The organism is Enterobacter cloacae complex sp. IR5418 (assembly GCF_049238105.1).
GTDB classification, from domain to species: Bacteria; Pseudomonadota; Gammaproteobacteria; order Enterobacterales; family Enterobacteriaceae; genus Enterobacter; species Enterobacter hormaechei.
In genome coordinates this window covers 17154-41923 of sequence record NZ_JBMKHS010000002.1, presented here as the reverse complement: position 1 = coordinate 41923, position 24770 = coordinate 17154, and the positions used below count along the sequence as shown (strand labels likewise).

The following is a 24770-nucleotide window of genomic DNA, read 5'->3' as shown; positions in this document are numbered from 1 at the left end:
CCTGCGCTTAGCTGCCGAACCAGACCGCCGCAGAGATCCCTGGAAGCGACAGCACGCTTTCCTGGAACGTCGCTTTACCCTCTTTGCTCTTCCACGTTTTACCGGCCAGCAGCGGTGAATCTTCCAGCACCACTTCGCACGCCTCGCCCCGGTTGATCGCCACCAGCACGCGCTGCTGGTTATAGACGCGGACAAACACCACCACGTTATCATGGGCGTACATCACCTGACAGCCCCCGTAGCGCAGGGCCTGGCTCTGCTTGCGCAGCGTCGCCATACGCTGGTACAGGCTGAACAGGTCCTGATCCTGCTTTTCAGATCCCCACGGGAAAGTTTTACGGCAGAACGGATCGTTATTACCGTCCAGCCCCACTTCATCGCCATAGTAGATGCAGGGTACGCCCGGCCAGGTAAAGAGCCAGGTCACCGCCAGCGGCAGACGCGCCACATCCTTACCCAGCAGCGATTTAAATCGCGCGGTATCGTGGCTGTCGAGCTGGTTAAACATCCGCAGCTGCTGCTGATGCGACAGGCCAGCGCGATAGTTCTCCATCCACGCCATGCAGGTTTCGGCGTCAATATGCTGCGGATCGTAAGAGATATCGGTGTTAGCGAGGAACCCCCACAGCGGGAAGGTGAAGCCGCGATAGTTCATCGCCGCGTCTTCTGCATCAGCCTGCAACCACTGGCGCGCGTCGCCAAAGTGCTCCCCGAACACGAATGCTTCCGACCGGGCCGCTTTCGCCGATCGGGTAATGGCGGCGACATGCTGAAGGTTATTCCGCGCCCCGCCTGCTTCACCCAGCATATGCACCACGTCCAGCCGCCAGCCATCCATGTTCCACGGTGCTTTCAGCCAGTGGCGCACGATGCTGTCATCGCCGCCGTAGATCTCATTCACCAGCGATGGCGACTGGAAATCGAGCTTTGGCAGGCTCGGGTAGCCCAGCCAGTCCAGGGCGAGGCCATTCTCGTCAAAACTGTACCAGTCGCGCTGCGGCGAATCCGGGTTGTGGCATGCGCCCCCCATCGACTGATTGTGGCGGTCAAACCACGCGTGAGAATCACCGCTGTGATTGAACACGCCATCAAGTATCAGGCGCATACCCTCTTTTTGCGTATTGTGCCGCAGCCGCAGCAGCGCCTCGTCACCGCCAAACTGCTCGTCAACGTGGCGATAATCCTGCGTATCGTATTTATGTACGCTTGGCGCTTTAAACACCGGGTTCAGGTACAGCGCCGTCACGCCGAGCTTTTTCAGGTACGGCAGCTTTTCGCTGATACCGTCGAGATCGCCGCCGTAAAACGTCGAGCCGCCAGCCTGAGCCGTCACCGGTTCATCCCATTTTTTCAGGATGATGTCGTGACCGACCGCATGATGGTAATAAACCTTGTCCTGATCGGCGGTGCGCTTTTCACTGCGCGCAAAGCGGTCCGGGAAAATCTGATAAAAGACCTGATCGTTAACCCACTGCGGGCCGTTATCCGGGTGATCCACGGCAAATTGCTCCAGCCGGGCCGGAGGAAAACGGCTGAAGCCCTGCGGGGTAAACCACAGCTGACGGTTGTTCCACAGCAGTTTGAAGCTGTAGCGACGGCGCGGCTGTCCGCTGCACAGGTCGATATTCACCCGCCACGCCGTGACGCCCGCCTGCGGCTGGCTGCGCACTTTATGCATTTTCAGCGACGTTTCTTCGTTATCCACTTCAGCGCGCAGGGTCACACGTTCAGGCTGGTTGTCCCCTGCCAGCCAGAGCGTAATCACAAGGTTGTCTTTGTTTTGCTTAACAAATGGGGCAACCGGAAGGTGCCAGGCGTTTAACATCACGAATCCCCTTTGATGAAATTGACGTCACCTTGCCACAGGGTGATTAAAGATAGCTCATCGTGTTCGGGATTATTGGGGGAGGAGAACGGAGGAGGAGATTTTTTCCAGGTCAAAAGGGAGTGTAGGCCGGGTAAGCGCAGCGCCACCCGGCATTTTTACCTTACTGCGCTTCCGCCAGCTGACGGTCGCGGCGACATTTAAACATCCAGCCCACCAGCAGCAGGACGATCCACGCGAAGCCCACGTACAGGGAGATACGGGTATCCGGGTGGTAGCCAATCAGGCCAATGATGAAGACCAGGAAGATGAGGCCGACAATGGTCGTTGCCACCCCACCCGGCACCTTAAACTTCAGCGCTTTGGCCTCTTCTGGCGACAGGCGGCGACGGAACGCAATCTGCGACAGCAGGATCATGATCCACACCCACACGGTGGCGAAGGTCGCCAGCGACGCGATCACCAGGAAGACGTTCTCCGGCATGATGTAGTTCAGGTAAACCGAGAATAGCAGCGCCACGGTCATCACCACCACCGTTACCCACGGGGTGCCGCGACGCGAAGTTTTGGCAAACACCTTCGGGGCACTGCCCTGCTCCGCCATGCCGTGCAGCATGCGGCCCACGCCGAACACGTCACTGTTGATGGCCGACAGCGAGGCGGTCAGCACCACAAAGTTGAGAATGCTGGCAGCAAACGCAATGCCCATATGCTGGAAGGTCAGCACAAACGGGCTGCCGTTGGTGCCCACCTGGTTCCACGGATAGATGGACATAATCACAAACAGCGTGCCCACATAGAACACCAGAATACGCATCGGCACTGAGTTGATGGCGCGCGGAATAGACTTCTCCGGATCTTTCGCTTCCCCGGCGGTGATGCCGATAATCTCAATACCGCCGTAGGCGAACATGACCATCTGGAGCGACATGACCATCCCGAGCCAGCCGTTGCTGAAGAAACCGCCGTTGCTCCACAGGTTATGGATGCCGGTTGGCTGACCGCCGTTGCCGATACCCCAGATGATAATGCCGAAACCTGCGAGGATCATGATGATAATGGTCGCGACTTTAAAGAAGGAGAACCAGAACTCCAGCTCACCAAACACCTTCACGCTCATCAGGTTAACGGCGCAGATGATCAGCACCACGCTCAGCACCCAGATCCAGTGCGGCACGGCGGGGAACCAGACCCCCATGTAGATGCCAAACGCCGTCACATCGGCAATGGCGACAATCAGGATTTCGAAGCAGTAGGTCCAGCCGGTGATAAACCCGGCCAGCGGGCCGAGGTTTTCCTGCGCGTAGCGGGAGAAGGAGCTGGCAGACGGGTTGTGAACCGACATTTCGCCGAGGGCGCGCATGATGATATAGGCCGCAGCGCCGCCGATGATGTAGGCCAGCAGAACGCTTGGACCGGCCATTTTGATGGCATCTGCCGAGCCATAAAAAAGACCGGTGCCGATAGCCGAGCCCAGCGCCATAAAGCGGATGTGACGGGTGCTCAATCCACGTTTAAGTTTGTTAGTGCTTTCCATTAAAATCTTGCCATTCAACACGAAAAAAACAAAAAACCACGGGGCCTTAAGCCCCGTGGTTAAACAATTTGTTGCCGTTGATTAATGGGCGTTGGTTGCCACCTGACGCCCGGCCGCACGGTCCCAGATAATGGCCAGAACCAGCGCTACAACGGAAGGCATCAGCCAGGCCAGGCCCTGCTCGGACAGCGGCAGACGCTGTGTCCAGGCTGGCAGGATGTCTGCGAATGCTGATGCTTTGATCCCGTCAAGGATACCAAAAATCAGGCTGATAAACATGGCTGGCGCAATAATTCGCGTCGAGTTATGCCACCACGGACGGGTGAAGCTCAGCACTACCAGCACGATACACGGCGGGTAGATCGCCGTCAGCACCGGAATTGACACCTGAATCAGGTGGCTCAGACCGAGGTTTGACACCGCCATGGAGAAGATGCCGAGAATAAACACCAGCGTGCGGTAAGAGAGCGGCAGATACTGGGCGAAGAACTCCGCGCAGGCGCAGGTCAGGCCCACCGCCGTCACCAGACAGGCCAGGAAAATCAGTGCCGCCAGCAGCATGCTGCCTGCACCACCAAAGGTGTGCTGCACGTAAGCATGCAGGATCGCCGCGCCGTTTGCGCTCTGATCAACCAGCGTTGCGCTATCTGAACCCAGACGGAACAGCGCCAGATACAGCAGCGTCAGGCCGACACCGGCCATCAGGCCAGCCCAGATGGTGTAGCGGGTCAGCAGACGCGCTTCGGTCACACCGCGGGAACGCGCGGCGTTAACGATAACGATACCAAACACCATCGCACCCAGCGTATCCATCGTCAGATAACCGTTCACGAAACCGTTTGAGAACGCGGCGTTCTGGTAGGCGTCCATCGCGGTGCTGATCGGACCCGCAGGCCAGACGATGGCCGCAACGGCCAGCACAATCAGCGCTACAATTTTCAGCGGCGCCAGGAAGTTACCTACGGTATCCAGCAGTTTACCCGGATAGAGAGAAACCAGAATCACGATGGCGAAGTAAATGAGGCTGTAAATAAACAGCGGCATCGCGCCGTCACCGGTCAGCGGGGCGATACCCACTTCAAAGGAGACGGTCGCCGTACGCGGGGTCGCGAACAGCGGGCCAACGGCCAGATAGCAGACGGTAGCCAGCAGCACGCCAGCCACTTTGCCAATCGGGGTGCTGAGGCTGTCCACACCGCCACCGACTTTCGCCAGCGCGATAACGGTCAGTACCGGCAGGCCCACGGCAGTAAGCAGGAAGCCAAACGCAGCTGTCCAGACGTGTTCACCCGCCTGTAAGCCAACCATTGGAGGGAAAATGATGTTGCCTGCGCCAACGAACAGCGCAAATGTCATAAAGCCCAGCGCGATAATGTCACGCGATTTCAAGTGATGGGTCATAAAACCTTACTGCCTGTGGATGTGGTGTTGAAAACGTTGAGATTTTCGCCATCCCTGACGGGACGATACAGCGGAAAATTTGCTCAATTTCAGCGGGATATGCTCCCGTCCTGGCGTGGCGAAGAATAGTTTTTCGATTTACCACGCAAATACAGTCGGTCTGACAGTATATGGGGGGCAATTTAAACGCTTATAACGTTTAAAGGCAAGAAGGGATCGTAAAACCAGAACAATATGCCAGCATGAAAATGCAGACCAACATTATATGCCATATATAAGAAAAACTCATGGCTAATCATGCGAACAAAAAAGCACCAGCCGTATAATATTCATTCGCGTTTCGCTTGACTGCAAAGCAAACGGGCCAGCAATCGCTGGCCCGTGGAAAGGTAGCCTGACACACTCGCCGTCAGGCGCGCTTTTTGGCAATTAATCGTTCCGGGATAACGAAACTAAAGCGCGTGCCCTTACCCAGGGTACTTTCGATATTGAGCCGGCTTTCGTGGTGGCTGACGGCATGCTTCACGATAGCCAGCCCCAGTCCGCTCCCGCCGGTCTGCCGCGAGCGCGCCTTATCCACCCGGTAGAACCGTTCGGTGAGACGCGGAAGGTGTTCAGGCCCAATCCCCGGCCCGTTGTCCTCGACGCTAAACTCAGCCCCCGCCAGGGTATGCTGCCAGCGCACCGTAATATGCGTCCCTTTCGGGGTATGATTCACGGCGTTATAGACCAGGTTTGAGATAGCGCTCCGCAACTCATCTTCACTGCCCAGCACTTTCAGCGTGTTATCAACGTCAAAAGCCAGCGTGTGCTGATTATGACTCAGCGTTTGGGCTTCGCGCTCCACCACCCGCAACATCATCGGCACATCAATGATGTCATTTAGCGCCAGCGACGGGGCGGCCTCAATTTTTGAAAGCGTCAGCAGTTGTTTAACCAGCCCTTCCATGCGGAACGTCTGCTCACGCATGGTATGCAGCGCTTTCTCACGCGGCGCCCCCTCAAGCGTTTGCTCCTGCATCATCTCCAGGTAGCCCTGAAGCACCGTCAATGGCGTACGCAGCTCGTGGCTGACGTTAGCAAAGAAGTTGCGGCGAGCGCCCTCAAGCTGGTGCATCTGGGTAACGTCACGTGCCACCATCAGCCACTGGCGATCGCTGTAGGGCATCACGCGGATTTCCAGATGGCGACCGTTATTGAGCTTAAGGTTGTGCGGGCGGGAAAAATCCCGCTTTTTCAGATACAGCGTGAACTCGGGATAACGCAGAAGGTTCAGGATGTTCTGGCCATTATCATCCGGCCAGCGCAGGCCCAGCAGCTGTTGTGCGAGGCCATTACACCAGAAGATCGTCCCTTCTTCTGTTGTCAGGATCACCGCATCCGGCAGCGACTCCGCACCGCTGCGAAAGCGTTTGATCAGGCTTCCCAGCTCGCGACGGCGCTTTTTATTACGCATCTGCATCTGGTGCAGGCCGTAGAGTAGCGGTTCCCAGCTTCCGCTTCCCGGCGGGGGGGTCATACTTCTGTCGACCCATAGCCACCAGGAGAGACGCAGTAAATTCCAGAAATGCCAGACGAGCAATCCCGTCACGGCCACCAGTAAAAACCACGGCAGATAGCCAAAAATAGCCCCCAGAATGAGGGCCGGAATACAACATAAGATCAGTTCAAAGACGAGCCTTTTCCATGACAGACGTTCCAGCACGCGTCACACTCCTGTCATTGTTCAGAAACGGGTCGAGAAACGATAACCCGTGCCGCGGACCGTCTGTACCATGCGATCGTGGCCGCTCAGTTCCAGTGCTTTACGCAGGCGGCGAATATGGACGTCAACCGTTCGGTCTTCGACATAGACGTTAGTTCCCCAGACGTTATTCAGCAACTGTTCGCGGCTGTAAACGCGCTCCGGGTGTGTCATAAAGAAGTGCAGGAGTTTAAATTCGGTTGGCCCCATATCGAGGGGGTTTTCACCGGTCATGACCCGGTGTGAAGTGGGATCCAGACTCAGACCCTGCATCTCAATCACCTCTTCCACCGCCATCGGTGAAATTCGGCGCATCACGGCTTTAATACGCGCCACCAGCTCTTTCGGGGAGAACGGTTTGGTGATGTAATCGTCCGCGCCGGTTTCCAGACCGCGCACGCGATCCTCTTCCTCGCCGCGCGCCGTGAGCATCACCACCGGGATATCGCGGGTCATCGCCTCGCGTTTGATATGCTTGATAAACTGCAATCCGGAACCGCCAGGCAGCATCCAGTCCAGCAGGATCAGATCGGGCCAGGGTTCATTCAGCTGATTCACCGCGCTGTCATAATCTTCCGCTTCAACCGGCTGGAAGCCATTTTGTTCAAGCACGAAGCACACCATTTCACGGATCGGAGCTTCATCTTCTACGACCAGAATACGTCTCGCCATACTTTGCCCTGTCTTATCGTATTTAAGTTACAAGTCTGTGATGCGGCGTCATTATGCGTCAGATTTATGACAGATTTATGAAAAACATTACCACTATAAATGGCAAACTGTTGTTTTATTACAGCGGTTATTTTCCGTTCCCCGAAAGTTTATAATCCTGCTTTCTTATTATTGCCACGGATCTCTTATGCGCATACTTCACACCTCAGACTGGCACCTGGGTCAAAATTTTTACAGCAAAAGCCGCGCCGCGGAACATGACGCGTTCCTGAACTGGCTGCTGGAGACGGCTCAGGCTCATGAGGTGGACGCAATTATTGTGGCGGGCGACATTTTCGATACCGGATCGCCGCCGAGCTATGCGCGTGAGCTGTACAACCGTTTTGTGGTCAACCTCCAGCAAACCGGTTGTCACCTGGTGATTGTCGCCGGAAACCATGACTCCGTGGCGACGCTGAATGAATCCCGCGACATTCTGGCGTTCCTCAATACCACCGTGGTGGCCAGCGCCGGACACGCGCCGCAGATCCTGAAAAAACGCGACGGCACGCCGGGCGCGGTGCTGTGCCCAATCCCGTTTTTACGCCCGCGCGATATCGTGCAAAGCCAGGCCGGTCTGTCCGGCAGCGAAAAACAGCAGCATCTGTTGCAGGCCATCACCCACTATTATCACCAGCAGCATACGCAAGCCTGTGCCCTGCGCGGCGAACAGGCCATTCCGATCATTGCCACCGGACACCTCACCACCGTCGGGGCCAGTAAGAGTGACGCGGTGCGCGAGATCTATATCGGTACGCTGGACGCGTTTCCGGCGCAGAACTTCCCGCCCGCCGACTACATTGCTCTCGGGCATATCCACCGGGCGCAGGTCATCGGCGGCTGCGAGCATATCCGCTACTGTGGCTCCCCTGTTCCGCTCAGTTTCGATGAAACCGGTAAGGCCAAGTCCGTGCATCTGGTGAGCTTCACCGACGGCAAACTCAGCGCCGTCGAGACGCTGGAGGTGCCGGTCACCCAGCCGCTGGCGGTGCTGAAAGGCGATCTTGCCGCGATTACGGAACAGCTTGAGCAATGGCGCGGCGCAGAGCTTGATCCGCCAGTCTGGCTGGATATTGAAATCACCACTGATGAGTACCTGCATGATATGCAGCGAAAAATTCAGGCGCTGACCGAAGATTTGCCGGTAGAGGTGCTGCTGGTGCGCCGCAGCCGCGAACAGCGCGAGAAAATTCTGCTGAGCGCCCAACGTGAAACGCTAAGTGAACTTCGGGCAGAAGAGGTATTCGAGCGGCGGCTGGCGCATGAAGAGATGGACGACGCCAGACGCGTCAGGCTGAACGAGCTGTTTATTCAGACGCTGCACGCCCTCAATGACGAGGAAGAAAACGCATGAAAATTCTGAGCCTGCGTCTGAAAAACCTGAACTCGCTCAAAGGCGAGTGGAAAATTGATTTCACCGCGGAGCCGTTCGCCAGCAACGGGCTGTTTGCCATCACTGGCGCCACCGGCGCGGGGAAAACCACGCTGCTCGACGCCATCTGCCTGGCGCTGTACCACGAAACGCCGCGTCTGAATAAGGTCTCCCAGGCGCAAAACGACCTGATGACGCGCGATACCGCAGAGTGTCTGGCAGAGGTGGAGTTTGAGGTGAAAGGCGTGGCATATCGCGCTTTCTGGAGCCAGAACCGCGCCCGCAACCAGCCGGACGGGAACTTACAGGCACCGCGCGTGGAGCTGGCCCGCTGTGAGGATGGAAAAATCCTGGCGGATAAGGTCACGGATAAGCTGGAACAAACCGCCGCGCTGACCGGGCTGGACTACGGTCGCTTTACCCGTTCGATGTTGCTCTCCCAGGGGCAGTTTGCCGCCTTCCTGAATGCTAAACCGGGCGATCGCGCAGAACTGCTGGAAGAACTGACCGGGACGGAAATTTACGGCCAGATTTCCGCCATGGTTTTTGAAAAACACAAAGTGGCACGCAACGCGCTGGAGAGGTGCGAAGCACAGGCCGCAGGCGTTGTGCTGCTGAGTGAGGAACAGCAGCAGCACTTGCAGCAACGTTTGCAGGCACTTACTGACGAAGAGAAAATCCTGCTGGCACAGCAGCAGAGCCAACAGAAAGATTTTCAGTGGATTACGCGTAACGACGAACTGATACGTGAACAGCAGCGCGCAGCCGCTTCGCAGCAGCAGGTGCAACAGGCACTGACGGACGCCGCGCCCCAACTGGCGAAGCTCCAGCTGGCACAGCCCGCCGCCCAGCTACGTCCCCTGTGGGAGCATCAGCAGGAGCAGACCACCCGCCTTGCGCAGACAACAGCGCGAATTGTTGAAGTAAATACTCGCTTACTCGACAGAGCGGCGCAGCGCTCGCGTATCCGTAACGGTGCGCTACGCAATCGTGAACAGTTGCAGACAGAGCACACGGCACTGACGCAGTGGCTCACCGAACACGATCGTTTTCGTCAGTGGGGGCAGGAAATTGCCGGCTGGCGGGCGCATTTTGCGCAACTGAGTCGCGATAAAAATCAGCTTGCTGCCCAGGCAGCGCGCATGGCTGAACTTCGCCAGAAGCTGGCTGAGATGCCGGAGAGCACGCTTACGCTGACGGCTGAGGATCTCGCGACGGCAATGGAGCAACAGGCGCAATCGCGGGCGCTCCGCCAGCGCCTGACCGCGCTTCACGCTCGCTATCAGCCGCTGCAAAAACGACTGCGACAGAATGCAGAAAGCGTGCAGAAAGCGCAGGCGGAGCAGGTTAAGCTCAATGACACGTTGACCCTGCGGCGTCAGCAGTATAAAGAGAAAAATCAACACATTGCCGACCTGAAAGCGCTCTGTGAGCGTGAAGCGACAATCAAAGATCTTGAGAACTATCGTGCTCAGCTGGAAGCAGGTAAGCCTTGTCCACTCTGCGGTTCACGCGAACACCCGGCGGTCGTCCAGTATCAGGCGCTTGAACTGACCGACAATCAGCGCCGCCGCGACGCGCTGGAGAAGGAGGTTGCCGCGCTAAAAGAGGAAGGATTGCTGGTACTCGGGCAGGTGAATGCGCTGGCCCAACAAATCCAGCGCGAGACAGACGAAGCCCAGACTCTTACTCAGGAAGAGCAAGCACTCACTCAAGAGTGGCTGGAGGTCTGCACATCCCTGAACATAGCCCTGAATATTCAGGATGATATCGCCCCCTGGATGCGCGAACAGGAGCAGTACGAACGCCAGCTTTATCAGTTCAGCCAGCGTCTGACGCTGCAAAACCAGCTCAATGAACAGGAAGGTCAGGCGCGCCAGTACCAGCAGCAGCTGACGGCGACGCGTCAGGCATTGGCGGCCTCGCTAGAATCACTGTCGCTTAACGTGCCCGATGAAGGCGCTGAAAACGCCTGGCTGAGCGCGCGCGAAAGCGAATATTCCCGCTGGCAGGAAAAACAGACCCAGCACGTTACGATTCAGGAACGGATTAACGCCCTGACGCCCGTTCTGGATACGCTGCCGGTTTCCGATGACGCAGAAGCCGACGCGGTGATCCCTGAGAACTGGCGCGGGATCCACGACGAATGCGTGTCGCTGCAAAGCCAGCTCACCACCCTACAGCAACAGGAGACGCTTGAGCGTGAACGGCTCCAGCAGTCACAGGCTCAGTTCAGCGCCGCGCTGACCGCGAGCTGCTTTGCCGATCGGGAGGCATTTCTCTCCGCCCTGCTGGATGAGGCGTCGATCCGCCAGCTTGAACAGCAAAAGCAGACGCTGGAAAACCAGCTTCAGCAGGCCACGGCGCTCTCCGTGCAGGCAAGTCAGCAGCTTGAGGCGCATCAGGCACAGCGCCCGGAGGGGCTGGAAACCGACGCCGCCACCCTTCAGACCCGGTTGCATCAGCTGGCGCAACAGCTTCGGGATAACACCACGCATCAGGGGGAGATCCGCCAGCAGCTCAAACAGGATGCCGATAATCGTCTGCACCAGCAGGCACTGATGCAGCAGATTGAGGAGGCGGCGCGTCAGGCCGACGACTGGGGCTATCTCAATGCGCTGATAGGCTCCAGCACAGGCGATAAATTCCGTAAATTCGCCCAGGGGCTGACGCTGGATAACCTGGTGTGGCTTGCCAACCAGCAGCTTAACCGTCTGCATGGTCGCTATCTGCTTCAGCGTAAAGCCAGCGACGCGCTGGAGCTGGAAGTGGTCGACACCTGGCAGGCCGATGCGGTACGCGATACGCGCACCCTTTCCGGCGGGGAGAGTTTCCTGGTCAGTCTGGCGCTGGCCTTAGCGCTTTCCGATCTGGTCAGTCACAAAACGCGCATTGACTCGCTGTTCCTGGATGAAGGGTTCGGGACGCTCGACAGCGAAACGCTGGATACCGCGCTGGATGCGCTCGACGCGCTGAACGCCACCGGAAAAACCATCGGCGTGATAAGCCATGTAGAGGCAATGAAAGAGCGTATTCCGGTGCAGATCAAAGTGAAGAAGATCAACGGGCTGGGATATAGCAGGCTGGACAGGGAGTTTGCGGTACAGTAAATGGGGGGATGGTGCGCTCTGGTGCCCTCACCCTGGCCCTCTCCCACGGGGAGAGGGAACAAACATCAAAAAGCCGTTGTGCGTTTATTCCGGCCACAGCCACGCCGCGCCGCGCACGCCGCTGGAATCGCCGTGGACGGCTTTGCGGATCGGCGTTTCGCACTCGCCGCCAAATACCCACTGTTTCACCAGCGTGGGCACCGTCGCGTACAGGCGGTCGACGTTGCTCATGCCGCCGCCCAGCACAATTACGTCGGGATCGAGAATATTGATCACATGCGCCAGTGATTTTGCCAGCCGCATTTCGTAGCGGCTGAGCGCCAGTTCAGCCACCGGATCCTGCTCTTCTACCAGACGCATAATCTCGTTACCTTTCAGCGGCTGGCCGCTCAGACGATGATAATCGGTGGCAAACCCCGTGCCGGAAATAAAGGTCTCAATACAGCCCTGCTTACCACAGTAGCACGGCATTTCGGCGCGGTATTTGAGTTCATCTTCGTCCATCCACGGTAACGGGTTGTGCCCCCACTCACCCGCGGTGCCGTTACCGCCAATATGCGAGCGTCCGCCGAAGGCCACGCCCGCCCCGCACCCGGTGCCGATGATTACCGCAAATACGGTCTGCGCGCCAGCCGCTGCGCCATCGACGGCCTCAGACACCGCCAGGCAGTTAGCGTCATTTGCCAGACGCACTTCCCGGTTCAGACGCTGGCTTAGGTCTTTATCAAACGGCTGACCGTTGAGCCAGGTGGAGTTGGCGTTTTTCACCACGCCGGTATACGGCGAAATGGAGCCGGGGATCCCCATCCCGACCGTCCCCGTCTCGCCCGTTGCCTGCTCTGCCATATCGACCAGGCGAGCAATCGTCTCAAGGGTCTGGTGATAATCATCGCGCGGCGTAGGCAAGCGGTGGCGAAACAGTTGCTCCCCCTGCTCGCTCAGTGCAATGACTTCTGTTTTGGTGCCGCCCAAATCAATCCCAATACGCACAAGACACTCCTCATTTTTTTGATTATCAACAGAGTAGAAGCCCGCTTCCCGATTAGCAATGCAAGCGATGCGACAATTCGTTATCATGCCCGCTGATTTAACGACAAGGCCGTGGAAATTATCATGCTGTGGTTCAAAAATTTGATGGTTTACCGTCTCAGCCGCGACGTTTCGCTGCGTGCAGAAGAGATGGAAAAACAGTTAGCCGCTTACTCCTTTACCCCTTGCGGTAGCCAGGATATGGCAAAAACCGGCTGGGTTCCGCCAATGGGTTCTCAAAGCGATGCGCTGACCCGCGCCAGCAGCACGGGGCAAATTATCGTATGCGCCCGTAAAGAAGAGAAGATCCTGCCGACGCCCGTGGTTAAGCAGGCGCTCGAAGCGAAGATCTTCAAGCTGGAAGCTGAACAGGGCCGGAAGCTTAAAAAAACCGAAAAAGATTCGCTGAAGGATGAGGTACTGCACTCGCTGCTGCCGCGCGCCTTTAGCCGCTTTAGCCAGACCATGATGTGGATCGACACCGTGAACGGGCTGATCATGGTGGACTGCGCCAGCGCCAAAAAAGCGGAAGATACGCTGGCGCTGCTGCGTAAGAGCCTTGGCTCATTACCCGTGGTACCGCTGGCGCTGGAAACACCAATTGAGCTGACCCTGACCGAGTGGGTGCGCAGCGGGACTGCCGCGCAGGGCTTCCAGATCCTCGATGAAGCAGAGTTGAAAGCGCTGCTGGAAGATGGCGGCGTGATCCGCGCGAAGAAACAGGATCTGGTGAGCGACGAAATTGCCGTACACATTGAAGCGGGCAAAGTGGTGACTAAACTGGCACTCGACTGGCAGCAGCGCATTCAGTTTGTGATGTGTGATGACGGCTCCGTGAAGCGCCTTAAATTCTGCGATGAGCTGCGCGATCAGAACGAAGACATCGACCGCGAGGATTATGCTCAGCGCTTTGACGCAGACTTTATCCTGATGACCGGCGAACTGGCGGCGTTGATCCAGAATCTGGTGGAAGGTCTCGGCGGCGAAGCGCAGCGCTGACAGGCAAAACGTAGGCCGGGTAAGCGAATGCGCCACCCGGCATGCTTTTATTTCAGATAGCGGCACAGATAAGAGGTTGGCTCTGCAACCTGTAAATGGAATTCGCTGTGGCCTGGCACGTTGAAAACCTGCCCGGCACTATAGACTTTCCACTCCGTTTCACCCGGCAGCAAGACGTTCAGCGCGCCGCTGACCACCGTCATCTCTTCCGCTTCTGCGGTGCCAAAGGTGTATTCCCCTTCCGCCATTACGCCGACACTGGCGCGGCCAGTGCTGCTGCTGGTAAAACCAATGGATTTCACTTTACCGGAAAAGTATTCGTTACTTTGAAGCATGAACTGGCCCTTATATTTATAGAGAAAAATCCACTATAGGGGCCATGCTCATGACCTGTCACGCAAAATCATTACACCAGTAATTCTGACGCCAGGCGCGCCATCAGGACGTTAGAGAGCAGCACCGGAACATCCAGCGCCTTTTGCAGTAAATCACGATGCCGCTGATGGAAGCCCAGGCAGTCCAGCATCAGGACATCCGCTCCTCTGTCGATCAACTCCTGCCCGGCCGCAATCAGCTTCGCTTCGCTGTCCCAGAACGGGTTTGCCAGCGCGTACAGCGGGGTGTGCTCCAGCGCGGCCCACTTCACCGTCTGGTTATCCAGCAGTTCCTCAACGGGAACGATGACCCCAACCTGATGACCATCAACAATTGACGCCACCAGCGGCGGAATGATCCGCATCGGTTCGAGCAGAATGGCATTACGCGCGCTGAGACCTTTAACGGGTGCCGTACTCATCAGCAGGATGACGTCTTAGTCCTGATTATCTAGCACTTCTATTACGCCCTGTAGCGCGCGCTCGATTTTCTGGCGCGACACATGCGCCAGTTTGCCGTCACTGAGTAACGTTGCCAGGGGATCTTCCCCCTCCCCGACCGCGTAGTCTTCCATGACCTCTTCCCGGCTCAGCTTCCCTAACAGACTGAAATGCGTAATCTGTTGTTCAGAGACATGCTCCGTTAAGAGCGGTAATACTTCGCTTACAGGCACCACACCAATCGTGAGGATCGCCAACGTCGCCTTCATTTTGATCGCCTTCCGTTACTACCACAACTGCCACACAGGTACAGGCTCACTACGCTGTACCGTTCATTTATTCAACAAAACAGCACCAAGCGTAGCAGGGGATCTCTACACCGTAATGTAAAGATCGACGGGCCTTTCCGAATCCACCTGTAATAACTAAATATTAACTGCTACTTAACATCGGCGATAAGTTAAAAGTGTGATTCAGGCACGGTTGTAACGAATTCGGCTCCCTGTCAGGACTTTTCGGGATCCTCATAGCGCCGTTTCGCATCCAGCGCTTCCTGTTCAGTTTCATGTTCACTGATCAGCGAATCGGGTTTGGGGTGGTCGGCACGCAACTGGTACCAGGTTACGGTCTGATCGCCATTACCCTTTTCAACGGTAACGATGCGGGCTTCACGTGGATAGGGAGGTCTGGTTGGCATAGCTCATCCTTTTTTTATGTCTGAGCTATGAGTATAGACGGCTGTTAGCTGGCGCAAGCCAAACGCAGGGCGGTAATAATCTGAATCGCAACTTTCTCGGGTGACGCAGACGCATCCACAACGTGGTGCGCCGCCTCGCGGTACAGTGCATCGCGTTCGGCGAGCACGTCGCTGACCTCTTCACTCAGCGGTTTCGCGGTCAGCGCCGGACGCTGCCCCTCTTCCGGAAACGCCTCCAGGCGCCCCACCAGCGTCGAGACCGGGGCACAGAGATAGATTACGACGCCCTTTTCGCGCATAAACTGGCGATTATATGGCGCCAGAATAATGCCGCCACCGGTCGCAATCACGGTTGACGGTAAGGTCACCGCTTCCAGCGTGGCCGTTTCGCGCGCACGGAAGCTCTCCCAGCCCTCACTCTCCACGATATCGGCAATCGTCTGACCAGCATTCTCTTGGAGCCAGTGGTCAGTATCAACAAACTGACTCTGGCACAGACGCGCCAGCGCCAGACCAACGGTGGTTTTCCCACAGCCGCGAGGGCCAACTAAAAAGATGGGTGGGTTCATAACCAGGTGTTCCCCTTGCTGCCGGATAACTGAAGGCTGTAAAGAAATGATTGCAGAAGATGTTGCGCTAACTTTACTGCAAAGCGGTACGGAATGACAAGCCTGTGGAAGCCACACTGTACCACAAAACAGCCCGGAGGAGGATTACGCCGGGCGGCGCTTCACTTCCAGCAGCCATTTATCCAGCTCGGCGGCAAACTGCTGGCGATCGCGCTGCGACAGGCTATCCGGCCCACCGGTTTGCACGCCGCTGGAACGAAGCGTATCCATAAAATCACGCATGGTGAGCTTCTCCCGGATCGTTGCCGGCGAATAACGTTCTCCGCGCGGGTTCAGCGCCGCCGCCCCTTTCGCCAGTACATCGGCAGCCAGCGGGATATCTGCGGTGATCACCAGATCCCCTGCGTCACACAGACGCACTATTTCGTTATCCGCCACGTCGAACCCGGCCGGAACGCGCAGAGAACGGATGTATCTGGAGGGCGGCACGCGGATGTTCTGGTTCGCCACCAGCGTCAGCGGCATCTGCACGCGCTCGGCAGCACGAAATAAAATCTCTTTAATCACATTCGGACACGCGTCCGCATCAACCCAAATCGCCATAGTCTCTCCCCATTATGATTCTGGCGACTATTGTCGCCTGCATTTCGTTGTTAAGCTATCTGTGAGAGATAACAACGCATAATAACGGAGAGACGTGATGGATAAGAAAATCGGGTTTATCGGCTGCGGAAACATGGGTAAAGCTATCCTCGGCGGACTGATTGCCAGCGGGCAGGTGCTGCCGGGGCAGATTTGGGTCTATACCCCATCACCGGATAAGGTCGCGGCGCTGCGTGATGAGTATGGTGTCAACGCCGCCGAAAGCGCACAGGAAGTGGCTCAGGTAGCGGATATTGTCTTTGGCGCCGTGAAGCCGAATATCATGATTAAAGTCCTGAGCGAAATCACCTCAAGCCTGAACAAAGAGACCCTGGTGGTGTCGATTGCCGCAGGCGTGACTCTCGATCAGCTCGCCCGCGCACTGGGCCACGACCGTAAGATTGTCCGCGCCATGCCAAACACCCCGTCGCTGGTGAATGCCGGTATGACCTCCGTTACCCCGAACGCGCTGGTCACATCTGAAGACGTGGCGGATGTACTGAATATTTTCCGCTGCTTTGGCGAAGCCGAAGTGATTGCCGAACCGATGATCCACCCGGTTGTCGGCGTGAGCGGCTCTGCCCCGGCGTATGTCTTTATGTTTATCGAAGCCATGGCCGATGCCGCCGTGCTGGGCGGGATGCCGCGCGCACAGGCCTACAAATTTGCGGCGCAGGCGGTGATGGGCTCGGCCAAAATGGTGCTGGAAACGGGTAAACATCCGGGCGAACTGAAAGATATGGTGTGCTCGCCGGGTGGCACAACCATTGAAGCCGTGCGCGTGCTGGAAGATCGTGGGTTCCGCTCCGCCGTGATCGAGGCGATGGAAAAATGTATGGAAAAATCAGAGAAGCTGAGTAAGTCCTGATGCGTCATGCCGGGCGTCAGGCGGCCACTTCGGTGCGGCCCCGTCCGGCATTTTTGGCTTTATAAAGGGCCACGTCAGCCGCCTTTAGCCATTCGCGATAGTGGGTGAACTGTGCACCCCAGGGGGCAACCCCAACGCTGATACACAACCTCGCCATTGGCGCGCCGTGCAGCGGCATGTTGACCAGCCGTTCATGGACGCGCGACATCGCAGCAATCGCGCTGTCGGCAGGCGTGCCGGACATAATCACCGCAAACTCATCCCCTCCGAAGCGGCCAATATAATCGCCTGAGCGCAGGGTCAGCTGAAGCTGGCGCGTGATGGCGACAATCGCTTCATCTCCCACGTCATGCCCCCAGGTGTCGTTGATCGTCTTAAAGTGATCGATATCGATGAGCAGTATCGTCGCCTGTCGATGACTGCGACGGCAGGCCTCAAATTCATTACGCAAAAGCGTTTCCCAGTGACGGCGGTTGAACACGCCGGTCATTCCGTCGCGGGTACTCATCAGCTCAAGCCGACGTTTATGCTCTGCCAGCCGGATCGCCGTGCGGTGACTCAGCCAGGCAAACAGCATGGGGTAAACCATCAGCACGGGAAGCGTCAGCCACAACGTCAGCGGTTCAGAGGTCAATACCACAGGCGTGCCCGTGAATTGCACGGTGAGCAGGGCAGACAGGGCAAGCAGTGCGACTCCTGTCAGAAATGACCGGCATCCCCCCGATCCCATCATATTCATGCCGATCATCACGATCAGCGCCGCCGCTGGCAGCGCATTGCATCCTGTCAGCCCCATCCAGACGCCGGCAACGATGGCATCGACTTTCAGATTAACGACTTCCCTGCTGTGGGGTTCAGCCGAACGAAAAGCCAGCTGCCAGGCCAGATGGGGCCAGACAAAGACCCAGCCCACCAGCAATAACCACCAGACACCGGAAAGAAACTGACTTACCAGAACGCTGGCAAGCGGAACAAACAGCGCCGCCAGACCCACGATGCGTGCCAGTCGTATACGCCGGGCAAATCGCAGACCGGAACGGTATGAATCATCCTGAGAAAGCTGCTGGTACCACGCTTCCCGAATGTTCTCGTGAGTGTCATAAAACTCATCATTCATCATTTTTGGGAATATTCTGAAACATTTTCCCAAATTATAGAGAGGGGGTTAGCGGGGAAAGTATGAAATTTCGGGTGAGCCACAGCCGCGACTCACCCGTTCGCACTACGCCTGTTTCTTCAGGCACGCGCTCATGAACTTGCTGCGATCGTCCCCTTTCAGCATCTGCTGTGTCGCCTGGGCGTTGCACTCGCGCATTTTTTGCTGCTGCGGGGTCAGGCTTTTTTCACCCGGTTTGGTCGCACCATTTTTAAGGCAGTCGCTCATATACGTTTTACGGGCATCCCCTTTCAGACTTTGCGATGTCGCCTGTTGGTTACAGGTCGTCATGCGCTGCTGCTGGGGTGTTAACGTTTTCTCTTCCGCGTGTGCTGAGGCGACCAGACACAGGCCAGAGAGCAGGGTAACCAGTATTGTTGTTTTCATTGCACCATCCTTTATGTGAAGTTCCACGTTAAGTCTGGTTCGTTACGGAAAAAAAACCACCCTGCGCCCCTGATTTTTGCCGGGTTTCCCGATTATTTCAGTCCCGTCGCGGCACAATGATCGTTAATCAGTTTCCCCGGGGGGAGGCGATAATTAATAGCGGAAATTATGCGGTGAAAAGTGTGCTCTGCCTCAATTTAAGTTCCCCTGAAAAAATGTGTAAAAATAAAAACAGAGCGACGCCAGGCATCCTGCATGACAATTCTGTGACACGTCATTTCACCTCAGGCAGTTTAGCTGCGAGGATGCCTTAAAAGCTTCTTTACGTATTGCTGAAGCAGCTCCGCATCTTCCGCAGGCACCTGTGAATCAGGACGCGCTTTTTCCAGCGCGCCTTCAACGTTGTCGATCAACGCCTCCTGTTCCGGCTTTGCCATCTGTCGCAGCAGCGCCGTCACAACGATTTCCAGCGCCTCAACCTGGGCAACCAGCTCTTTCGACTCTTCTTCCTTTTGGGCAAGCTTAACCAACAACTCAGCAATGAGATTTTTCATGGTGCTATTTCCTTATGTGATTTCCCCTGAAATTAACACCCTCACTGAATAATGAAAAGCATGGATTAGCTTTATCTTATGCAAAAGTGACATCGCTGCCAAAAAAGATATTTAGAAGCGAAAGCGAAACGTTTTTCTAAAACAAAGGCGCCGCATTTCGTTATATAAAAATGCGGCGTTCATAAGAATAAATAATATATTATCGCGTTTACCGGGCCGACTTTGACTCAGCGATTTGCCTGCGACGGCGCAAGGCAAAGGCCAGTTGAATAATATTCAGAAGTACCACCACCGCCGTCGCGGCAAATACCCAGCGGAAACCCGCCATCGCCGAGACCGAGGCGCCAATAAGCGGACCCGCTACGTTGCCTAAATACATGAACGACTGGTTGTAGCCAAAAATGCGGCCGGTGACCTGGTCACTGGAATATTTCACCAGCAGCGTCTGAACGGCGGGCAGCATGGCACCATCCGCAAAGCCAAGCAGGAAGCGCAGGATACCGAGCTGAAGGGGTGTGGTGACGAACGACATGGCGAAGAAGAGGATCACGGCAATGATGAGCGTTGCCATCAGAATACGTGCCGTACCGATCCTGTCGCCCAGTTTCCCCAGACGCGGAGCGGACATGAGCGCCGACACGCCAGGCACGGCGGCAATCATCCCGCTCAGAAACGCAATGTTGTTGCTGTCCGGCTCCATCGACTTGATAAACAGCGCCAGAATCGGCCCCACCGAGCCGTTGCACAGCTGGATCACCATTGTCGTCACAAAGAGGCTAATCATCAGGCCTGGATAAGGCAGCGAGGCGAAAACCGCCTTTCCGCTCAGGCGTTCGGATTTGCTGACAACCGGTCGTCCACCCTCTTTGATCAGAAAAAGGGTAACCAGGAAGCTGATCGTCAGCAGGATGGCGGTAATGATAAAGACCGCACGCAGCCCGACATGGTCAGCCAGGAAGCCACCGAGCAGTGGGCCGCCAATCACCCCGCTGATCTGGGCGGTGGAAAGCGTGCTCAGTGCCCAGCCACTCCGCTCACGCGGCACCTGTGAGGCCACCAGCGCCATGGCATTGGGAATGTACCCGGAAGTCAGCCCCATTATCGCCCGCAGAATAAACAGCTGCCAGACGTTAGTCGCGAAGGCCTGGAGCAAAATGGCTATCGCCATCCCCAGCGAGGCGCGGAGCAACATCAGTTTGCGCCCCTTGCGATCCGCCAGGCTGCCCCACATCGGTGACACAATGGCGGACACCAGAAACGTCACGCTGAACGTCAGGCCGGACCACATAGAGAGCGCTTCATGGGAAGTAACCCCCAGCTGCGACACGTACAGCGGCAGGAAGGGCAATATCTGGCTGATAGCCAGTCCGGTGAAGAAGCAGCCGAACCAGACGGAAATGAGGTTAACTTTCCAGGATTCCATAACAGAAATAGTCTTCATTTTTAGGCGAATTCGCCGACAGATTAGCAAGTTACGCGCATTGACATAGCGCCAGAGATGCGGACTTGCAGACTTTGGTGTTTTATCTTCCCAGTCATCATATTTGTGAAATAAGTCACAATTTATCCAATTTTCGGCGGAAGATTATGCTTCATCGACATAATCCATAGCCGCGCATCCCCAGATGGAAATGGTTGGCATGGGCGGCATTATAGTCCGGACCCAGACCGTTACCGTAATAGCCACAGCTTGCCGAGAGCAGGGCCTGTAGCCAGGGCTGCGTCTTTTCCGCTTTCCAGCCGTTCAGGACGGTAACGCGCTGTCCATTTGCCAGCCTGAAAGCGCTGATATCGAGCGCATTCGCCGTGGCATGTTCACTGCGCCGCGCATCCGGGCGGCTGTAGATATTACGGCAGGCGAAGCTACCCAGATGTTCGATACGCGTCAGCTCGCTTCCGGTCCAGGTTTTGGTGAGCGGCCGGGCCTGCTGGCTGACAAACAACGCCGAGCTTAACGCCAGGGGGCAACTGGCCAGAAAGCTGCTGTTCAGGCTCACCGGGCCAAAATCGCGCACGCGCACCACGTTACTCAGCGGACACTCACCGGCGCTGTCAGCGACAGCCTGGGTACGGATAAGCCGACGTTGATTCGCCTGCGCTAACAGGCTTTCGCATGCCTGCGGTGTTAAACGTCGAAGTTTAAACTGGGTTATTTTTCCGGGCGGATCGTCAAGCGTAAGCGGCACGAAAGGGTTGTAATGCGGCGGCAACCAACGGTAGCCCACCGTGGCGATCCCGGCAATAACAATAAGAATAAGCAGACTTTTTCCTTTCACGCGCCCCCCTTCAACTTCCCTCAAAACATTATGGCAGAAGGCCGCGAAACCCGCCGGGCATCGTGGTATGTTATTGGCTTTTCGTCAGACTGGAAGAGAGTGAGATGGCAAAGCAGCGCGTAGGTATTGTCTTTGGGGGAAAATCGGCAGAGCACGAGGTGTCATTGCAGTCGGCTAAAAATATCGTTGATGCGATTGATAAAAGCCGTTTTGACGTGGTGCTGCTGGGCATTGATAAACAGGGCCAGTGGCATGTGAACGATGCCAGCCAGTATTTGTTACATGCTGACGATCCGGCGCACATCGCCCTTAATCCTTCTGATATCAGCGTCGCAACGATTCCAGGCGTGGCACAGGGACAGCTTATCGATGCCAGGAACGCGCAGGCGCTGGCACAGATTGACGTGGTGTTCCCCATCGTTCACGGCACGCTGGGCGAAGATGGCTCTCTGCAAGGTATGTTGCGGATGGCGAACCTGCCGTTTGTCGGCTCCGATGTGCTGGGCTCTGCCGCCTGCATGGATAAAGACGTCACTAAACGTTTGCTGCGCGACGCCGGTCTGAATATTGCGCCGTTCGTGACGCTCACCCGCGCCAACCGCGATAAACACAGCTTCGCGCAGATTCAGGCGCAACTCGGCCTGCCGCTGTTCGTGAAACCGGCGAATCAGGGCTCGTCCGTCGGCGTGAGCAAAGTCACCAGCGAAGCGCAGTTTAACGATGCCGTTCGTCTGGCCTTCGAGTTTGACCATAAGGTGGTGGTTGAGCAGGGAATTAACGGTCGTGAAATTGAGTGCGCCGTACTCGGCAACGATTTCCCCCAGGCGAGCACCTGCGGTGAAGTGGTGCTGAACAGTGACTTCTATTCCTACGACACCAAATATATTGACGACAAAGGTGCTCAGGTTGTGGTGCCCGCCGCGCTCGATCCTGACGTTAACGACAGGATCCGGGCGATCGCCATTGAAGCCTGGCAGGCGCTGGGATGCAGTGGGATGGCGCGCGTCGACGTGTTTCTGACGCCGGATAACGAAGTGGTGATTAACGAAATCAACACCCTGCCGGGCTTTACCAATATCAGTATGTACCCGAAACTGTGGCAGGCCAGCGGGATAAGCTATCAGGAACTGATCACCCGCCTGATTGAACTGGCGCTGGAGCGTCACGCCGCTGACAGCGCCCTGAAAAGTTCCGTTAACTAACGGTTAGTCGGCTTTCTCTGCCGCCGTCGTCTCATCGGGACGACGGCGGATAATGAATCCCGCCAGCCAGAAACTGATTACCCAGGTCACCAGCCCAACCGCATAGGTTTGCCAGCCTTTCGCTTCAAATCCCAGCAGCCCGACAACACCGTTGAGAATAAAGATCAGCCCGATCGCAAATGCGTAGTAATGCCAGTCACGGCGTAGTTTGGAAGTGAGCTTCATGACAACTCCGGCAGAAAAAAAACTATCCTCTCACAGTTTGATGAAAGCGTCTGTGGCGGATACGTAAATTCTGAAATGCAGCGCAGTTTCACTTATGTTATCAATTTGTGACGTGATGCAGAAATCGACAATCCAGGAGGAATCCTGAGCCGAATTTCCCACGATTCTGATATTGACAAATGCTATGACCTGTCACACTCACCCTGTACGACGCGTATTAAAACAGAGTGTTATTTTCGGGAGGTCTTATGGCAGACTTTACATTGTCGAAACCGATTTTTGGCGGAAAACAACCAAAAACCTCCACAGCGGGGAATATTGCCTATGCCCTGTTTGTTCTGTTTTGTTTCTGGGCAGGTACCCAACTGCTGAACATGCTGGTGCATGCCCCTGGCGTGTATGAGCATCTGATGCAGGTTCAGGATACAGGCCGCCCGCGCGTTGAAATCGGCTTAGGCGTGAGCACCGTATTCGGACTCATTCCCTTCCTCGCGGGCAGCATGGTTTTAGGCGTGATTGCGCTCGTCCTGCGCTGGCGCAGTCGCCACTGATTACAGTCCCATACAGCGAGCCCGACGATCGTCCACGCGTTTCGCGAACCAGGCGGTCGTCAGGTTACGCGTGATCTTCGGGCTTTCAAGCTGAATGCCTGGCAGAATCGCTCTTGGTAATGCCTTTCCACTTTTCTTCTCGGCCAGCGCAAAGACCTGCTTATACAGATCCGTTTTCTCAAACGCCAGGCTGTCGCCCTTCTCCAGCTGTCGGCGAATGTCGCTGTTGCTCATCTCCAGCGTCGTCGAAAGCTTTCGTACCGCACGTTCGGTGGTTCCGGCCTCACTGCTGCCGTAGGCAATGAGATCGCCGTCGAGGGCGAGCTTGACACCGCTGGCGCGGCTTACAGCATTCTGGAAGGCCGCATTTCGGCTGGCGTACCAGCCCGCGTTAAAGTCCGCAAAACGATACAGCGGTTTATCGTAACTGGCCGGATAATTCAGCAAGTGATACGTCCCAAACCACAGTCCACCGCGCAGGGAGAAGACCTCCTGACGCACCGTACCGTCGATATCCCACGGATAACCATCGGTATGTTTTTCCGCGAAGGCGATACTGACCTGCATCGGACCGCCGGTATGCACCGGATTCAGCGAGCCAAACAGCTTCTGCCCCATCGGCACCATATTGATGAAATCATCGAAAATGGCGCTGAGCTGTTTCTCGGTTTTCACCGTATCCAGCCGTTCGCTGTAGCTTTTACCGTTTGGCGAGGTGATTTTAAGGGCGGTATGCACCAGGAAAACCGGGATATGCATCGACTCGGCCCGGCGGTCAATCTCCTTCCAGGCGATTTTGTTCAGGCCAGGCACGACAGGATCGGACTGATACATCGATTCCTGCTGCGCCACCGCCAGCACCGAGCAGATATTCTCCTCAGTGGGCGCGATCTTCTGACTTTTGAAGGTTGTGGCCAGCGCATCAGCCCACGCACTGCGATCCTTCACGCTGGCGGGCATTTTTTGCCGCACCACGCTCGCCACATCAACGGGCTTCTCCCCTTCTTTGAGCGGGGCGGCCCCTTTTTCGGCACAGCCCGCCAGCACGAAGGCGGCAAGTAACGTCAGCGGTAATGCACGTGGTACGGCAAATGGCATAG

At 56.4% G+C, this 24770-nt stretch carries 23 protein-coding genes and 1 pseudogene; 6 read left to right on the top strand and 18 right to left on the bottom strand.

Annotated features, from left to right (window positions below):
* Positions 1-7: 7 nt before the first annotated feature.
* The 5 genes from malZ to phoB all read right to left on the bottom strand — a co-directional run bounded on the left by malZ (position 8) and on the right by phoB (position 7179).
* A complete protein-coding gene (gene malZ / locus ACOTX7_RS01880) occupies positions 8-1825 on the bottom strand; it encodes a maltodextrin glucosidase (protein WP_221256973.1) in 1818 nt (605 codons plus the stop codon).
* Between the two features lie 163 nt (positions 1826-1988).
* Positions 1989-3362: a proline-specific permease ProY gene (gene proY / locus ACOTX7_RS01875; protein ID WP_221256972.1), complete on the bottom strand. Its 1374-nt coding sequence runs from the start codon at positions 3360-3362 to the stop codon at positions 1989-1991.
* A gap of 81 nt (positions 3363-3443) precedes the next feature.
* On the bottom strand, positions 3444-4763 hold the full coding sequence (gene brnQ, locus ACOTX7_RS01870) for a branched-chain amino acid transporter carrier protein BrnQ (RefSeq protein ID WP_221256971.1): 1320 nt from the start codon (positions 4761-4763) through the stop codon (positions 3444-3446).
* A 409-nt stretch (positions 4764-5172) separates the two neighbouring features.
* Positions 5173-6468, bottom strand: coding sequence for a phosphate regulon sensor histidine kinase PhoR (gene phoR / locus ACOTX7_RS01865; RefSeq protein ID WP_047355276.1), 1296 nt, complete (start codon positions 6466-6468; stop codon positions 5173-5175).
* Between the two features lie 21 nt (positions 6469-6489).
* The gene (phoB, locus tag ACOTX7_RS01860) at positions 6490-7179 is read right to left on the bottom strand and encodes a phosphate response regulator transcription factor PhoB (RefSeq protein WP_003859122.1); all 690 of its coding nucleotides are present in this window, start codon (positions 7177-7179) and stop codon (positions 6490-6492) included.
* A gap of 187 nt (positions 7180-7366) precedes the next feature.
* Between phoB and sbcD the strand changes: the two genes are divergently transcribed.
* Both sbcD and sbcC read left to right on the top strand, forming a co-directional pair.
* Positions 7367-8572: an exonuclease subunit SbcD gene (gene sbcD / locus ACOTX7_RS01855; protein WP_221256970.1), complete on the top strand. Its 1206-nt coding sequence runs from the start codon at positions 7367-7369 to the stop codon at positions 8570-8572.
* Complete coding sequence (gene sbcC, locus ACOTX7_RS01850) at positions 8569-11700, top strand: exonuclease subunit SbcC (protein WP_221256969.1); 3132 nt, start codon at positions 8569-8571, stop codon at positions 11698-11700. The genes sbcD and sbcC overlap by 4 nt, the downstream gene beginning before the upstream one ends.
* 84 nt (positions 11701-11784) lie before the next feature.
* Here the strand turns inward: sbcC and mak are convergent, their stop codons facing one another.
* Positions 11785-12690: a fructokinase gene (mak, locus tag ACOTX7_RS01845; RefSeq protein WP_221256968.1), complete on the bottom strand. Its 906-nt coding sequence runs from the start codon at positions 12688-12690 to the stop codon at positions 11785-11787.
* A gap of 123 nt (positions 12691-12813) precedes the next feature.
* Between mak and rdgC the strand changes: the two genes are divergently transcribed.
* Positions 12814-13728 (top strand): recombination-associated protein RdgC, encoded by a 915-nt coding sequence (gene rdgC / locus ACOTX7_RS01840; protein ID WP_221256967.1) that lies wholly within the window; start codon positions 12814-12816, stop codon positions 13726-13728.
* A gap of 47 nt (positions 13729-13775) precedes the next feature.
* On the opposite strand, the gene ppnP is transcribed toward rdgC, so the two are convergent.
* The 5 genes and pseudogenes from ppnP to ACOTX7_RS01815 form a co-directional block, all read right to left on the bottom strand.
* Complete coding sequence (gene ppnP, locus ACOTX7_RS01835) at positions 13776-14063, bottom strand: pyrimidine/purine nucleoside phosphorylase (protein WP_003859131.1); 288 nt, start codon at positions 14061-14063, stop codon at positions 13776-13778.
* Positions 14064-14134: 71 nt separating this feature from the next.
* A pseudogene (locus ACOTX7_RS01830) lies at positions 14135-14812 on the bottom strand (AroM family protein).
* A 236-nt stretch (positions 14813-15048) separates the two neighbouring features.
* The gene (gene yaiA / locus ACOTX7_RS01825) at positions 15049-15240 is read right to left on the bottom strand and encodes a protein YaiA (protein WP_003859135.1); all 192 of its coding nucleotides are present in this window, start codon (positions 15238-15240) and stop codon (positions 15049-15051) included.
* 44 nt (positions 15241-15284) lie between these two features.
* Entirely contained in the window at positions 15285-15809 is a 525-nt protein-coding gene (aroL, locus tag ACOTX7_RS01820) for a shikimate kinase AroL (RefSeq protein ID WP_221256966.1), read from the bottom strand.
* Positions 15810-15953: 144 nt separating this feature from the next.
* Complete coding sequence (locus ACOTX7_RS01815; protein WP_003859141.1) at positions 15954-16412, bottom strand: YaiI/YqxD family protein; 459 nt, start codon at positions 16410-16412, stop codon at positions 15954-15956.
* Positions 16413-16509: 97 nt separating this feature from the next.
* On the opposite strand from ACOTX7_RS01815, the gene proC reads away from it, so the two are divergent.
* Positions 16510-17319, top strand: a complete 810-nt coding sequence (gene proC / locus ACOTX7_RS01810; protein ID WP_022650449.1) for a pyrroline-5-carboxylate reductase — start codon at positions 16510-16512, stop codon at positions 17317-17319.
* 16 nt (positions 17320-17335) lie between these two features.
* On the opposite strand, the gene adrA is transcribed toward proC, so the two are convergent.
* From adrA to ACOTX7_RS01785, 5 genes are all read right to left on the bottom strand, one after another.
* The gene (adrA, locus tag ACOTX7_RS01805) at positions 17336-18439 is read right to left on the bottom strand and encodes a diguanylate cyclase AdrA (RefSeq protein WP_221256965.1); all 1104 of its coding nucleotides are present in this window, start codon (positions 18437-18439) and stop codon (positions 17336-17338) included.
* A gap of 102 nt (positions 18440-18541) precedes the next feature.
* Entirely contained in the window at positions 18542-18862 is a 321-nt protein-coding gene (psiF, locus tag ACOTX7_RS01800; protein ID WP_032673631.1) for a phosphate starvation-inducible protein PsiF, read from the bottom strand.
* A 293-nt stretch (positions 18863-19155) separates the two neighbouring features.
* A complete protein-coding gene (gene iraP / locus ACOTX7_RS01795) occupies positions 19156-19416 on the bottom strand; it encodes an anti-adapter protein IraP (RefSeq protein WP_003859148.1) in 261 nt (86 codons plus the stop codon).
* A gap of 208 nt (positions 19417-19624) precedes the next feature.
* Complete coding sequence (locus ACOTX7_RS01790) at positions 19625-20839, bottom strand: multidrug efflux MFS transporter (RefSeq protein WP_205922927.1); 1215 nt, start codon at positions 20837-20839, stop codon at positions 19625-19627.
* A 169-nt stretch (positions 20840-21008) separates the two neighbouring features.
* Positions 21009-21692, bottom strand: a complete 684-nt coding sequence (locus ACOTX7_RS01785; RefSeq protein ID WP_221256964.1) for an extensin family protein — start codon at positions 21690-21692, stop codon at positions 21009-21011.
* Between the two features lie 104 nt (positions 21693-21796).
* On the opposite strand from ACOTX7_RS01785, the gene ddlA reads away from it, so the two are divergent.
* On the top strand, positions 21797-22894 hold the full coding sequence (ddlA, locus tag ACOTX7_RS01780; protein WP_205922929.1) for a D-alanine--D-alanine ligase: 1098 nt from the start codon (positions 21797-21799) through the stop codon (positions 22892-22894).
* Positions 22895-22897: 3 nt separating this feature from the next.
* Here ddlA and ACOTX7_RS01775 read toward each other — a convergent pair whose 3' ends face one another.
* Positions 22898-23119, bottom strand: coding sequence for a DUF2754 domain-containing protein (locus ACOTX7_RS01775; RefSeq protein ID WP_000779380.1), 222 nt, complete (start codon positions 23117-23119; stop codon positions 22898-22900).
* A 248-nt stretch (positions 23120-23367) separates the two neighbouring features.
* Here ACOTX7_RS01775 and ACOTX7_RS01770 point away from each other — a divergent pair, with 248 nt between their 5' ends.
* Positions 23368-23670 carry a DUF2755 family protein gene (locus tag ACOTX7_RS01770; RefSeq protein ID WP_000763135.1) on the top strand — a complete coding sequence of 101 codons (303 nt, stop codon included), beginning with the start codon at positions 23368-23370 and terminating at the stop codon, positions 23668-23670.
* On the opposite strand, the gene ACOTX7_RS01765 is transcribed toward ACOTX7_RS01770, so the two are convergent.
* Positions 23671-24768 (bottom strand): DUF1615 domain-containing protein, encoded by a 1098-nt coding sequence (locus ACOTX7_RS01765; RefSeq protein ID WP_006809940.1) that lies wholly within the window; start codon positions 24766-24768, stop codon positions 23671-23673. It abuts the gene before it with no gap.
* Between the last annotated feature and the right edge of the window lie 2 nt (positions 24769-24770).